The sequence below is a fragment of the Bradyrhizobium sp. ISRA430 genome, from assembly GCF_029909975.1.
Taxonomy (GTDB): domain Bacteria; phylum Pseudomonadota; class Alphaproteobacteria; order Rhizobiales; family Xanthobacteraceae; genus Bradyrhizobium.
Window position 1 is genome coordinate 6,962,561 of record NZ_CP094516.1, and the last position, 13,899, is coordinate 6,976,459.

Consider the following 13,899-nt stretch of genomic DNA (forward strand, 5'->3'; position numbering starts at 1 on the left):
CGTCGACGAGAAACCCGGTCGTGGACAGGTCAACGAGGTCGATCCCAAAGCCTGGCTCGCTGACGTCCTCGCCCGTATCGCCGATCTTCCCGCATCGCGTCTGCACGAATTGTTTGACGGACGCGAGCGCTGCGGGTCCTAGGGGTAATCCTAGGAGAAGCGCTATGACGATTTCGCGGGCAGAAGTGATCACATCGGTCGAGCGGCGGCGGCGGTGGTCGCAGGATGAGAAGGAACGGCTGGTTGCAGCATCGCTAGAGCCCGGAGCCACCGCTTCCGAGGTGGCTCGCATGGCCGGCCTTCATGTGAGCCAGCTGTTCAGGTGGCGCAAAGAGCTTTGCAAGCAAGGCAATACCAGTATGGCGCCGTTAGTGCCGGTCGAGATTGGGCCGTCTGTGCCGCCGCGGGATGCGGCCGAAGCGCCATTGACGACGGCGTCGGCGCGTCGGCGGAAGACGCCAGGGCATCATCGAGATTTCAAGTGTCTTGCCTTCCCGTGCCACACCAACGAGCCGCTCGATAAAGGGCGTGGGCGTCCGTTTTCCCTTGGGCGCCATAATTGTACCGCCGCCGCGACGGCGCGACTTGGACAATTTGGACGTTCGCAATCGCGATTACGGTGGCTCTCACATCGGCAGGCTCGCTGGGGCGTCCGTCAATCTAAGTGAAGCGCCACCTGTCTCCGCTAGGATTCGATCGACCGGCAACTCGGTGCGAGGGCGCGGCCTCGGTCGAACGTTCCCGCAGCACAACTTGCGTTTGATGACGATATCGACGCACGAGCATATGTAGCCAGCGACTCTGGCGCGTGATGATCGGGACGCGCCAAGGCCAGCGTTCATCGGTTATCCAAACAGCAGGCGCGAGGGCCTCAGTGCCGTTGTCAGAGTAACGCGTGTTCAGATAAGGATGAGAAGCTCGCGCTCCGAAAAGGGGCCGTGAAGACGGGCGTTCTTGCAAATTGGCGGTCCGTCATCATACCCATGGAGGGCGAGGACATGCGCCGCCCGCGCGATAACTAACCGACGCTCCAGCATCCTCGAATGCAGCAAGGCCGCGGGCGTGGTGCAGAAGAAAGTGCAGCTTCCAAGCGTTGCCGTAACGAGGCATCTACAATCTAAAATGTTTCATCGCATTATTAGATGGTGGGCTTGGCGACGCCTTATTGATCGGATGTCACTTTGCAGCGGGGCAGCAAGCGGTTGACCAATAATGTCGCGCCAAAACTGTCGTGTGTTCTCGAACCCATCGAGTCATCTCTTTCGCTCCGCGCCGGCGCTGCCAATTGTAGTCGCTGCAATTTCGCAACGCGTGTTCGGTGAGCCTGATCAGAGAACGTTTGGGTTAAGCGATGGAAACTTAGACATCGCAATAGAAGAGGATGCCAGCGGACGATAGTAGATTGAAATACTCAACTATTGCGTTTGCATGGTCTGGACCTCTAAAGATCCTCTACCTTGATCATCCATTGCTCGCCCGGTCGGGAGTCCAAACGTTCCGATCGCGAATGCCATCCAAAACATGTTCCTGAAAAAGAGCTGGCTTCTTGATGAATTCTGGAGAACCGATGTGAGTGTACTCGTGTGGAATCAACCGGCCGCTGGAAACAGCGGTCACGTCGGCAACCTGCGTGCAAGGCCCGCCAAGCGGCTCAGAGGCCGCCGCATGAGGGGCTGGATGTCTTCGGTTAACTCCATGCTTCATCTTGGCTTAAATCTTCATGGTGCTGGTGGTCATTCCGCCGCGTGGCGCTGGCCGGGCACAAATCCAAGCGCCTTTTTCGACATCGAGCACTACGTCCGCGCTGCGAAGATCGCGGAGCATGGTTTGCTGGATGCTGTATTCCTCGCCGATACCCCCGCGATAAGTTCCGACATTACGCACCAGCCGCCGCTTAATGGGCTCGAACCGACGCTGGTTCTCGCTGTGATTGCACGAGAAACGGAGCGAATTGGCCTGATTGCGACGGCGTCAACTACCTACAACGAGCCATACAATCTTGCCCGGCGCTTCCAATCGCTCGACGTCATCAGCCGCGGCCGCGTTGCGTGGAACGCGGTCACGACGTCGAGTCCGGCGACGGTTGCAAACTTTGGCGGTCGAGAGATCGGGCGAGCGGATCGCTACAGACGTGCGGAGGACTTCGTTGAAACGGTCCGTGCTCTCTGGCTGAGCTGGAGCGCCGAGATGGTCATCGCCGATCAGGCTGCGGGTGTTTACGCAGATCAGAGTCAGTTCCGCCTGCTCGATCCCGCTACCAATAGTTTCGGCATCCGAGGCCCACTTACGCATCCCGCCTCGCTCCAAGGCCACCCAGTCATTGTTCAGGCGGGCGGTTCGGATCCCGGACTACGGCTTGGCGCCCGCAGTGCAGATGTCGTGTTTGCGGCAGCCGGGGACTTGTCAACGGCTCTGCAGGAGGCAGAGCGCTTGCGCGCGCTCTCTCGGCAATTCGGCCGCCCTGCGGCTCCGCTCATCCTGCCAGGCCTTGTCACCTGTATCGGGGGCACCGAGGAGGAAGCGGCTCGTCGCAAGGAAAACCTTGACGGACTGCTCGATCTGGAGCGCGCCATCGTCGCTCTTGCACGAAGCATGGGCGTGGCGGTCGAGAAGCTCAGCCTCGAAAGGCCAATCCCGGAGGAGATTTTGCCTACTGCAGATGATGTTCCGTTTTCTGTCGGTCACCATCGCACGATTGAGACTCTGGCGCGTCAAGGTCGGACGGTTCGCGAAATCATTAGCAGCGTTCAAGCGTTTGGCCACCGCTTGCTCGTGGGTGCACCCGAGCAGATCGCGGACTCGATTGAAGCATGGTTCCGCGCTGGCGCGGTTGATGGTTTCAACATCATTCCGGACGTGCTGAAAGATGGCACTTCAGCGTTTGTCGACAATGTGGTGCCCATCCTGCAGAAGCGCGGGCTCTTTCGCAAAGAATATCGGGGGCAGACGCTGCGAGAGCATTTCGGGCTTTCCATTCCTTTCGAGCCGGCACGAGCCACAGCTAGCTCACCGTTATGACGCTTCCTCAACATCAAATGATTTGGAGACGGGATATGCATTCATCAAATGCGAGGTCGACGAGGCGCTTCACTGGAAAGCCGAACTATCCAGCAAGAACCGTGAAGGCTACCCTCCTCGTGCTCTTGGGCCTGTCGCAACTGCCGTCAAGCATTCATGCTCAAGAAGGGTCAGCCGGTAGCGTAAAGCGAGGAGGCATTATTCGTTACGGGCATTTTCAAGAGCCGGCGTGCCTCTTCGGAGGATGGGTGCAGCAATGGTATCTGCAACGCCAGTACAGCGATAATCTGGTCGCCCGCAGCGAGGATGGCAAGATTGTGCCATGGCTGGCCGAGTCATGGACAATTTCCGATGACAAGAAGATATACACATTCGAGATAAAGCCGAATGTGAAGTTCACGGACGGCACTTCTCTGGATGCGCAGGCCATCGCGGACAATATCAACGGATGGCTCAGCAACGACCCTGATCTGCGTAATCCGACTGCTGCTCCGTATCTTAGCGATAGCTTCGAATCGGCAAGCGCAATCGCTCCTTTGAGGTTACAGGTAACCTTGAAGGTGCCATTTCAACCCTTGCTGAATGTGTTTGCTCAATCCTCACAAGGCATTCTCTCACCATCCGCGCTCAAACGCGGACTTGCGGTGAACTGCGAGAACCCAGTCGGCTCAGGTCCATTCATTGTCGACAAATGGCGTCATGGACGGGAGGTCACCTTCCGCCGTAATCCCGACTACAACTCGGCGCCGGCCACCGCCAAACATCAAGGGCCGGCTTACATTGACGGAATCAGCTGGAAGTTCCTGCCAGATCAGACCGTCCGGTACGGCTCATTCATCGCGGGCGAGACCGATGCCATATACGATATCCCAGCTATCGCATGGAAGGAGGCCAATTCCCGTTTTCCAGTATTGCGGCACATTACCGGCGGTACCCCTCTGCGCCTGGCGTTGTATACGGCCCGGCCCCCATTTGACGATGTGCTCGTCCGCAAGGCGTTTGCCTATTCTACTGACCGAAAGGCCGCAGTCGACACATCATTCCTTGGCTCTTTGCCATTTGAAGGCAACGGTGCGCTGAGTCAGAGCTCGCCGGAATACCTGCGCGAGCTCGGGCAGTCGTATACGTACGATATTCGGAAAGCCAATCAATTGCTTGATCAGGCGGGTTGGACCGAGCGTAATCCTAGCGGCGTTCGTGTTAAGAATGGCAACCCGCTCATCGTGCGCGTGTCCTATTCGAACGCTTTTCTGAAGCCAGATGGCGAGCAAGCCTTGCAAGTTATCCAGCAGCAGGCAAGAGCGGCCGGTTTTGACGTACGTCTTCAGCCTACCAATCCAGCTGATTTCTTCGCCGGAAGAAACCTCGGACCCGATGATTATGAGATTGTTCTCCTCTATTGGGTTGCCCCCGGCGCGGAGATATTCCGGATCTCGTGGAAGCCCGATCAGAAGGGCGAGACCAATCGCTTCAATCCCTCACGCTATCAAGATCTGACGCTTTGGGACGTCATTCAAAAGGCGGAGCAGGAACTCAATGGGGCGCAACGTACCGCCCTCTATCAGCAGGCGGAACGGAAGATCGTGGATGAGGCCCCTGTGATTGGCCTCACGGTGCTAGACGTAACGTTGGCGACCAAGCCGAACCTCAAAGACGTTTGGCTTGACCGCGGCTCGGTTGGCGAACCCGTTTTCTATGACGCTCATTTCGATGATGGGAAGTGACGCCGTGAAGATAGTAGCCCATCATCCTATTGTTTGGTTCGCGCGCCGGATATTCTCCGGCGTGGTCGTGGTGTGGGCGGCCGCAACCTTTGCGTTCTTGATTCAATGTGTGCTCCCTGGCGACCGCGCCCAGATCATCATCAATGCGACAAGTGGCAACGTCGGACTCGCGTCCTCGGCAGAACTTGCGGCGATCAATGCGAAATACGGATTTGACCAACCGCTCGCGATTCAATACGGAAAATACATACTGCGAATCCTTCATGGAGACCTTGGCGAGTCATACCAGCAGCATCGGCCTGTCGCAGGGATCATCGCGGAACAGATTGGCCCTACCATTATTCTGGCGGTCACCGCGCTGCTGTTCGCATGGATTATCGCAATCCTGACGACCTTGTTCATCGCCGGCAGAGACAACATATGGGCGAAGTTGCTCAATGACACGCAGGTCTTTTTTGCAACCGCGCCGCCCTATTGGCTGGCCACAATTCTGCTGGTCGTTTTTGCGGTAAAGCTGCGCATTTTCCCGGTCATCGGTGGAAGTTCTCCGACCGGGCTCATTCTGCCGACACTTGCGTTGGCTCTTGAATTATCGGGCTTTTTCGGACAAGTCGTTCAGAACGAGTTCACGCGCGTGCTCGAGCAGCCCTTCGTTACGTCCGCGCGCGCCCGAGGCATGAGTGATTTCGGCGTCAGGCTTCGCCATGTCCTCCGCCATGCCGCATTGCCTGGCATTACTTTATCAGGTTGGGCGCTCGGCAAACTTCTTTCGGGCGCGATTTTGATCGAGGTGGTTTTCGCCCGTCAAGGCCTAGGTGGAGTCCTTGTTGCTGCGACGTCCTCGCGAGACGTTCCGATTGTCTCGGGAGCTGTTTTGATTTCTGCGGGCCTGTTCGTTCTTGTCAGTTTGATTGTCGATCTGACTTACCGGGTCGTCGATCCCAGGATCAAGTTGACATGAGCATGTTCGCCGAAGCCACCGTGTCTCGGCCGCTCAAAGAAGTCCTGGCAATCGTCCGCCATGTTCCGTTCCGAGTTGCCGCCTGTCTTATCATCATTGGCCTCTTTGCCCTCGCGGCTGTGGCGCCAAAGGTGCTGCAGACGCACGATCCGCTCGCTATTGATTTGAGATCGTCATTGCAGTCTCCGTCGATCGCCCATTGGTTGGGAACTGATCAATTGGGTCGAGATCTTTACTCTCGAGTAGTCGAGGGGGCAGGCCAATCCCTGGCTATTGGACTAGGCGCAACGGCGCTGAGCATGTCCATTGCGATCGTTTTCGGCGTCACCGCCGCACTTTATGGTGGCGTATGCGACAGCATCCTGAGCCGGGTTGTCGACGTGCTCTTCGCAATTCCCACGCTCCTGCTCGCCCTTGTGTTCGTGACCGTTTTTGGGCCGTCGGTACTGACTGAGGTCATAGCTGTCGGAATCGGCACAGCGCCAGGCTATGCGCGCATGATCAGGGGCCAGATGCTTGCCATCAAGGGGACAGGGTATGTGGAGGCCGCTAAGGTGCTGGGCCATCCATTTCCCCGTATTGTCTGGAGGCATATTCTTCCCAACGCCATGAACCCGCTGACGGCAATGGTGACGATCGGCGTAGGTCAGGCGATTATATGGGCCTCCGGTCTTGCTTTTCTGGGACTCGGCGTCGCTCCCCCGGCGCCTGAATGGGGCGCGCTGCTCAATGCCGGGCGCAATTATGTAATCTACGCCTGGTGGCTGGAGATCATCCCCGGTCTGGCAGTTACGGCGTTTGCCCTCAGCCTCACCATCATCGGGCGCCATCTACAGGACCATCTGGAAGGAAAAACGTGAATGTCGCAGGGTCGCCTCCAGCCTGTCCCGCAGCAGCCGGACCTCCTCACGGTCGATTCGCTGCGTGTTTCCTTCGGTCGCGGCATCGACGAGAAAGCGGTTGTGCGCAGTATATCCTTCTCCCTCCAACCGGGACGGTGTCTTGCGATTGTCGGTGAATCCGGCTCGGGCAAGAGCGTGACTGCGCGGGCTCTCATAGGCCTCGCTGGTCGCTACGCCAATGTTCATGCACGCCAGCTAAGCTTCGACGGGACGGACCTGATGGGTCTTAACGATCGTGCCTGGCGGCGCATCCGCGGCAACGAGATTGGCTTTGTATTTCAGGATGCACTCGTCTCACTTGACCCGCTTCGCCGGATCGGCAAAGAGATTGGTGAAGGCTTGCTCCTCCACGGCGCGGTATCATCACGCGAGGAGCTCGCGCAGCGCGTCATTGCTCTCCTTAAGCTCGTCGGTGTCCCTGACCCCGAGACCAAGGCCGAGCAGCTGCCGCATCAATTATCCGGCGGCCAGCGTCAACGGGCTCTCATCGCGTCGGCACTTGCGCTCGATCCCCGCATCCTGATCGCCGACGAGCCGACGACCGCTCTCGATGTGACGGTGCAAGCTCATGTGCTGTCACTCCTTGAGGAGACCAAAACGAGGGGCAAGGCTCTGATCCTGATCAGTCACGATCTGGCGGTGGTCTCCCGCGTAGCGGATGAGATCCTCGTCATGCGAGGAGGCGAGGTCGTCGAACGCGGTAACGCCGTCCAGATATTCAAAGATCCGGGGCACCCCTATACTAAGCAGCTGCTGGACGCCGTGCCATCAGGCCGGCCGCGCGGCTCACGCCTCTCACCATCGACTATTGTGCGTTCGCCTGCCCGGCAAACGCAGCCAGCCGTGCAATCGCCGCCGAAATCTTGTCCCATCCTGCTCGAAGCGACAAGTCTGGTGAAGCGCTTCAAGGGCCCGGATGGCACTTTACGGGCGGCTGTGGACGGCGTCTCCTTCGAACTGCGATCCGGCGAGACTTTGGGCATCGTAGGTGAGTCCGGATCAGGAAAGTCAACGATGGCGCGCATGGTCCTGGCGCTCGAGGAGCCTGATGAGGGAGCCGTTCAGTTTGCAGGCCGGCCTTGGACCACGCTCGCCGAGCGCGAACGGCGAGCTCGGCGGCGGTCGCTATCGATCATTTACCAGGATCCTCTTGGCTCGTTTGATCCACGTTGGACGGTCGGACGCATCATATCGGACAGCCTTTCGAGCGACGTTGAGACACGGCGCAAGCGGCAGGAGCGTGTAATTGAGCTGCTCGATCTGGTTGGGCTATCCCAGGCCTTGCTCGACCGACGACCGCTCGAGCTCTCCGGCGGCCAGCGCCAGCGCGTTGCGATCGCCCGCGCGATCGCACCAAATCCTGCGGTAATCGTCTGCGATGAGCCGGTTTCGGCGCTCGACGTATCGATCCAGGCCCAGGTCTTGGACCTGCTCTGCTATCTGAAGGACCACCTCGGCGTAAGTTATCTCTTCATCTCGCATGATCTCAGTGTTGTTCGTCACATCAGCGATCGCGTCATAGTTATGCGCCGGGGGAGAATCGTCGATAGTGGCGCCACTGAAGAGATATTTCGCAATCCACAGTCTGAATATACCAAGAGCCTTATCGCCGCCATGCCGCGTCTTGTGCGCGACCACCAGATAGATCATTCAGCTACGATCCTCGAAGAAGGCATCGCATGAATGCCTTCGAATTCGATGCTTTATCATAAAATTGTCTATCTCCGATCGCGGGGGCATTCGCCTTTGCGCACCGAGTTGGTCACGATTGCGGGCTCGTTCATCGCTCGAGCCTGGACAGTCTCTGGCACGGGTTCCCACTAGATGGACCGGTCGGCGCGCGGAGCAGGGCTAAAGCGCGATGAGATTGGAATGAATCGTCATCGCGCTTTAGGTTGTTGTTTAAGCATGATCTTTTCGGAAAACCGCTTCGCACTTTTCCGGATCATGCTTTAGCCGAGTTCGAACACTCGCTAACCCTGAGGTCGGCGATCCGCAAATGTCGGATTGCCATCGATTGCGTGCCCGCAAGGAGGGGCGGCTCTTGCGCTCCTGCAAACGAGCTCGCAATCTTCGCTTTCACGATAGCCTTGCGATCATGGTGCGGTCCCTGACAACGAGAGCGTGTTTGTCAGGTTCAAAACATTCGGCGTCAATATCGATTTCATGACGCCTATTCAGCCCTTAATTGCGACTGATGCGGCTGGCACGGTCATTGCTATCGGAAATGAGGTAACGCCGAGTAGGGGCTGACTTCAGCCCTGTGAACGATCACTTTTCCGCCCGGAAGCCGTGGGTCCATTCTGAAAAAGGAGCAAGACCTTGAAATTTTCGCGCTCGGTTTGATGGAGAGCGATTTGGATTTGCCTATAAGAGCCGACGAGACAAACCGCAACTTCTGGACATATCGGTACTGTCAAACGACCGTTGCGTTGTCAGAGTTGCGGGGCTCGGTGAACAATCTCAGCGAGCGGCACTGGGGGGCGCATGACTAGAATTCGGCTGACGTGCTCAACTGTGCCAGCTGCGAAGGTCACCGACTCAATAGGCGCCTCATCGACGCATCGTGTCGCCATTTCGCCGACGAGTTCGCCACAGGTCGCATAGCGTACCTCCAAGGCGGAGCAAAAAGAGGTCAATAACAGGCCCCCCGTAATCCGGGCAATACGGAATCGTCGTCATGTCGCAAACGATCGGCGCTGATAGCAAGTGCACCGCGAATGAAGGGGCAGAGCACTGGTCAGATCCGAAACACAATCTTTTATCAGATGGCGACTTTGTTCGGTACTGGAGCCGAGCTGCCGATCGGCTGCGCGCGGTGGCCGCCGTCGGGAGGCGAACCCAAGAGGCGATCAGAAGGACCGGGATTGGCTTGCAGCTATCCTCCGAGAACTTTAACGGTCACGACCTGTCAGATTTCCCGTTGCGACGCTGTACTCTCAATCGTGCGCAGCTCTACGGAGCAAAGTTGGATCGGGCAGACCTTTCTGGGGCGAATCTTATCTGTCCGGGGCTAGAAAGGGCAAGTTTCCGCGGGGCCAAGCTCGATTTTGCGTATATGCATGCGATTGCAGCGCAGGTCTGCAACTTCGATGATGCCAGTCTGCGCAATGTAATTGATGCAACAGGCAGCCTGTTTCACGGTTGCAGCATGAAAAGGACACGCTTTGATAACGCCATGCTCAGCGGGCTTCTCGCTTACCAATGCGACGCGAGTGGTGCTGTATTCGATGGCGCGGAGCTACAGGGTTCGACCATCAATGAATGTTTCCTTCCTTCCGCTTCCTTCCGCTTTGCCAAGCTGAGCCAACTCACGATCACGAAAGCACATCTGGCGTCTTGCTCGTTCTTCCAGTCAAAGGGGAACTGTTTATCGATTGTGCGTCCCACCTCGGTCGATGGTCTTGTCCTGGAAGGCGCTCATCTTCCGTATCTGAGACTCTCAAAGGTAAGCGGCCGCATTGCAGCGAGAGCCATGAGCGCACCATATGCTGATATTCACTTGTCAAATCTTCCAAATGCGGAGCTTGAGCAGGTAGACCTGACCGAGGCGCGGCTTTTGTCCGTAAGCTTGTCCAACGCAAACCTCGTCGGTGCCGTGCTCAACGGTGCATCCATTCATTCCTGCCAGCTCGATGGAGCGAACCTGTCTCTGGCATCAGGCGAATGCATTTCGATAACAGAGAGCACCATGCGAGCAGCCAAATTATCGGGCTTTCGTGGCCGCTGTGCCTTTGTGCGCGACTGCGACCTCGAGCATGCGGACTTATCCCAGGCTTACCTCTACAGGTCGATGATCACCGGTGATCCCCCGCAATCAATGGCACTGCATGAGGCAAATCTCGAAGGATCGAATCTCGTTCAGGCATATCTCGCCGCAGGAATGACGAGAACCAATCTGGAGGCAACGCGGGCCGCGTACGTTCGCATGAACCAATCGTCCTTGCGCGAGGCGAACCTGAGTGGGATGTCGCCGTTCCAGGCCAGCTTCGTAAAGGCGGACTTTTCGGGCGCTAAGATAACCACATTCGAGCCACCGTTCTTTGCAGACCGATGCCCGGGCCTACAGGCCGCTCTGAAGGGGGATGAGCCACGCGAGCCATCAAGCTATCTAACTGAATTCTCATCGTTGATCAGACGGGGGCGAGAAGGGTCCACCTGACTGCTTCGGAGACTGCAAAATAGAAGGGAATGCAGTGTCGGTGAGCTTAGGACAGGTCTGGGCGGTCGTCCGAGCTGTGAGCGAGCGCTAAAGCGCTATGGGGCTCGTTGGCATTGCCGGCGGATACGAGAGGCAGGGCAGACCTTCTGCGCGATACGACCGATCAGATCGCTCTTTTGGCGTTCAAAGAGACTGGAGTAGGAAAATGCATCTGGCATGTCTTTCCGCAGGTAAAGCGTTCATCCGGGAGGTGGCGAGAACAGGGCAGACGATCGGGACGGTACATACTCTCGGCGCCCTGCATCTTGGGCATGCAGAACTGATCAGAAGGGCGGCATCGGAGAATGACGTCGCGATCGTCACAGTCTACCCGAACAAGATCCAGCTTAGACCAGGTGGGAGCTACGATTTCAATTTGGACGAGGACATTGGACTTGCATTGCGTTCGGGAGCAACTGCCGTAATTTCCTCCAACGACACCGAAATGTTCCCGCCTGGCTATCGAACCTTTGTATCGCAAGGCGACTGTGATTTGCGTTTAGGGGGCCGTGATGCGTATTTGAAGGAAGCCGTTACCGGGGCAGTCCGCTGGATCTGCTATGCTAGGCCAACTCGCAGCTACTTCGGCCTGAAAGATATCGGTCAGGCGATCCTGGTGAAGCGCGCCGTCGCAGACCTCCTTCTGGATTGCGAGATAAGGTTTGTGCCGACGGTGAGATACAAGAATGGAGTGCCCATTTCGTCGCGCTTGAGGCGATTTAGCCGTTCCGAGCTTGATGAGCTGTCGTGTCTTTTCACAGCACTCAACCATTCGAGGAAAGAGATCGCCCAAGGGTTATCTACCGTCAAGGATCTGGTCGCGTCGGCTACATCTCAGATCAAGTTCCGACACTTTAAGCTCGATTTTGTTCGAATCGTCGGCGCTGACAACTTCGAAGACCTGGAGCAAGTCAAGCTCCCTTTCATCATTTTTGGAGCGGCAACGGCTCATGGTCTCAGGATCTTCGATAATATCTACGTTCCAGATCAGGATACTCTCGTGAAGGGTCCTTCGGATATCTGGATCGATCTGCCTGAACAGTCCTAGCCAGACGATTAATCGTAACCGGCATGAGGCCCCCACCTAGCCACCCCTCGGCTTGCGCGCGATACAGCCTGGCATGAGCTGATCGGTGGAGGTGGAACGATGGCAAATGCCATGCTTGATGCCAGGCAGGAAGATGACTCCTATCGTCGCGTCGAGGTGATCACTGGGGAGCGCCGACGGCGTCGGTGGACGGGCGAGGAGAAGGCCCGGATCGTGGCGGAGAGCTTTGGGGAGGGTGCGAACATCTCCGAGGTTGCGCGGCGCAATGGCGTTTCGCGCGGGCTGCTTACGGTGTGGCGACGCCAAGTTGCGGCGGCGGTGGTGGGCAAGGCGCCGAACTTCGTGCCAATCCAAATTGATGCCGAGAGCGGTAGCGGGACAGCCAGCGAGCCCGAGCGTATTTCGCGGCTACAGACGAAGCCTTTGGAGATCGCCGCGCCGCCGGCCAAGGTTTGCGGGGTTGTCGAGATCGAGGTGAACGGGGCGCGCATCCGGGTCGAGCCGGGCGTGGAGCTGGCGACGCTGTCGACCGTGCTGGCGGCGCTTCGGGGCGTCCGGTGATTGCGCTACGCTCTGACCTCAAGGTGGTGCTGGCGACACAGCCGGTCGATTTCCGCAAGTCGGTGCATACGCTGTCGGCACTGGTGAGCGAAGCGCTGCGTGCGAACCCGTATTGTGGCGACGTCTTCGTGTTCCGCAGCAAACGCATGGACAGAGTGAAGCTTCTGGCGTGGGACGGCAGCGGCATGGTGCTGGTGACGAAGTGGTTGCACCAAGGGCACTTCACCTGGCCGCCGATCCGCGACGGCGTGGTGCATCTAAGTGCGACGCAGCTCGCGATGCTGCTCGACGGACTCGAGTGGACGCGCGTCTCTCCCAAGCCTGTGAAGCAGCCGGCCGTTGTCGGCTGAGAGGAGAGGATTTCGCTGGAGCCTCTGGCGCGCGCATGTATCGTCTGGTCATGGCGATTCGTCCCGACGCTCTCCCGACCGATCCGTCAGCTCTGACCGAGATGGTGCTCGCGCTTGACGCCGAGAACGAGAAGCTGCGCGTAGCAATGCAGACGCTCAAGGAGATGATCTTCGGGAAGCGCTCGGAGCGGCTTGCGGTGCTCGTCGACGAACAGCTTGCGCTCGAGCTGGGCGATCTTGAGGCCGACGCGAGGCTGTGTGCGCCCGCCAACGACGATGTGGCTGTGGCGAAGCCATCCGGCAAACCGCGCAAGAAGGCGCGCCGCAACATCGGCGCGCTGCCCAAGCACCTGCCGCGCTGTGAGCAGGTGCTGGAGCCGGAGGCGACCGCCTGCCCGTGCTGCCAGGGCCAGCTCCACAAGATCGGCGAGGACGTCAGCGAGGTGCTGGACGTGATCCCGGCGATCCTGCGGGTGCTGCGGACGATCCGTCCCAAATATGGCTGCCGCAGCTGCACCGATGGTGTGGTCCAGGTGAAGGCGTTGCCACGCCTGATCGAGAGCGGCATGGCCTCGACCGCACTCGTGAGCCACGTGGTGGTCTCGAAGTTCGCCTGGTATCTGCCGCTGTACCGACAGGTGCAAATCCTGGCCGGCCAGGGTGTCCATCTCGACCGGGCGACGCTCGCCGGTTGGGTGAAGCGTGCAGCCTGGTGGCTCAAGAGCCTTTATGAGCTCCAGCTGCGCGCGATCCAGGCCGCGCCGCGCCTGTTCTGCGACGAGACGCCGATGCCGGTGCTCGATCCCGGACGACATCGCACCCGCATCTGCCAGTTCTGGGCGCATGCGATGGATGACCGGCCATGGGGCGGCCCCTCGCCGCCGGCGGTCGCCTACGTGTTCGCCGGATTAATCATCCATGACCTTGAGAAAGCTATCCGTTCCGGCCGTATCCCAAGGCGAGGGTTACCGTATGAAGGTGTACTCGGCTTGATGTTGCCTCCAGCGCATAGCCATCTCTAACCAGCGCTGAGAGCTCTCACTGATCCCTGAGTAGATCGACTTGGAAAGTCAATGCGATCCTTACTGCCCGACATGGTAGGGCGAGGCTAGCTGCACTGTGAGGTAGCCTGGT

10 protein-coding genes and 1 pseudogene are annotated in these 13,899 nt (G+C 58.3%); all 11 read left to right on the forward strand.

From position 1 onward, the window contains the following. Positions 1-25 precede the first annotated feature (25 nt). Positions 26-142, forward strand: a pseudogene (locus MTX21_RS33065) (transposase domain-containing protein); the annotation flags it as partial. 1,535 nt (positions 143-1,677) lie between these two features. Then, the gene (locus tag MTX21_RS33070) at positions 1,678-3,018 is read left to right on the forward strand and encodes an NtaA/DmoA family FMN-dependent monooxygenase (RefSeq protein ID WP_280970875.1); all 1,341 of its coding nucleotides are present in this window, start codon (positions 1,678-1,680) and stop codon (positions 3,016-3,018) included. A 101-nt stretch (positions 3,019-3,119) separates the two neighbouring features. Further along, positions 3,120-4,742, forward strand: a complete 1,623-nt coding sequence (locus MTX21_RS33075; protein ID WP_280968740.1) for an ABC transporter substrate-binding protein — start codon at positions 3,120-3,122, stop codon at positions 4,740-4,742. Further along, on the forward strand, positions 4,714-5,703 hold the full coding sequence (locus MTX21_RS33080) for an ABC transporter permease (RefSeq protein ID WP_280968741.1): 990 nt from the start codon (positions 4,714-4,716) through the stop codon (positions 5,701-5,703). The genes MTX21_RS33075 and MTX21_RS33080 overlap by 29 nt, the downstream gene beginning before the upstream one ends. After that, positions 5,700-6,563, forward strand: coding sequence for an ABC transporter permease (locus tag MTX21_RS33085; protein WP_280968742.1), 864 nt, complete (start codon positions 5,700-5,702; stop codon positions 6,561-6,563). The genes MTX21_RS33080 and MTX21_RS33085 overlap by 4 nt, the downstream gene beginning before the upstream one ends. After that, entirely contained in the window at positions 6,564-8,288 is a 1,725-nt protein-coding gene (locus MTX21_RS33090; RefSeq protein ID WP_280968743.1) for an ABC transporter ATP-binding protein, read from the forward strand. Positions 8,289-9,285: 997 nt separating this feature from the next. After that, complete coding sequence (locus tag MTX21_RS33095; protein WP_280968744.1) at positions 9,286-10,767, forward strand: pentapeptide repeat-containing protein; 1,482 nt, start codon at positions 9,286-9,288, stop codon at positions 10,765-10,767. Between the two features lie 205 nt (positions 10,768-10,972). Beyond that, complete coding sequence (locus MTX21_RS33100) at positions 10,973-11,854, forward strand: pantoate--beta-alanine ligase (protein ID WP_280968745.1); 882 nt, start codon at positions 10,973-10,975, stop codon at positions 11,852-11,854. A gap of 99 nt (positions 11,855-11,953) precedes the next feature. Then, positions 11,954-12,415, forward strand: a complete 462-nt coding sequence (locus tag MTX21_RS33105; RefSeq protein ID WP_280968746.1) for a transposase — start codon at positions 11,954-11,956, stop codon at positions 12,413-12,415. Beyond that, complete coding sequence (gene tnpB / locus MTX21_RS33110; protein ID WP_208089702.1) at positions 12,412-12,765, forward strand: IS66 family insertion sequence element accessory protein TnpB; 354 nt, start codon at positions 12,412-12,414, stop codon at positions 12,763-12,765. Before MTX21_RS33105 ends, tnpB begins: the two co-directional genes overlap by 4 nt. Positions 12,766-12,800: 35 nt before the next feature. Then, a complete protein-coding gene (locus MTX21_RS33115) occupies positions 12,801-13,787 on the forward strand; it encodes an IS66 family transposase (RefSeq protein WP_280968747.1) in 987 nt (328 codons plus the stop codon). Positions 13,788-13,899 lie beyond the last annotated feature (112 nt).

Coding starts and splice junctions, on each gene's coding strand:
- MTX21_RS33070 (WP_280970875.1), top strand. CDS start 1,678: ATGTCTTCGGTTAACTCCATGCTTCATCTTGGCTTAAATCTTCATGGT.
- MTX21_RS33080 (WP_280968741.1), top strand. CDS start 4,714: ATGACGCTCATTTCGATGATGGGAAGTGACGCCGTGAAGATAGTAGCC.
- MTX21_RS33085 (WP_280968742.1), top strand. CDS start 5,700: ATGAGCATGTTCGCCGAAGCCACCGTGTCTCGGCCGCTCAAAGAAGTC.
- MTX21_RS33090 (WP_280968743.1), top strand. CDS start 6,564: ATGTCGCAGGGTCGCCTCCAGCCTGTCCCGCAGCAGCCGGACCTCCTC.
- MTX21_RS33095 (WP_280968744.1), top strand. CDS start 9,286: ATGTCGCAAACGATCGGCGCTGATAGCAAGTGCACCGCGAATGAAGGG.
- MTX21_RS33100 (WP_280968745.1), top strand. CDS start 10,973: ATGCATCTGGCATGTCTTTCCGCAGGTAAAGCGTTCATCCGGGAGGTG.
- MTX21_RS33105 (WP_280968746.1), top strand. CDS start 11,954: ATGGCAAATGCCATGCTTGATGCCAGGCAGGAAGATGACTCCTATCGT.
- MTX21_RS33115 (WP_280968747.1), top strand. CDS start 12,801: ATGTATCGTCTGGTCATGGCGATTCGTCCCGACGCTCTCCCGACCGAT.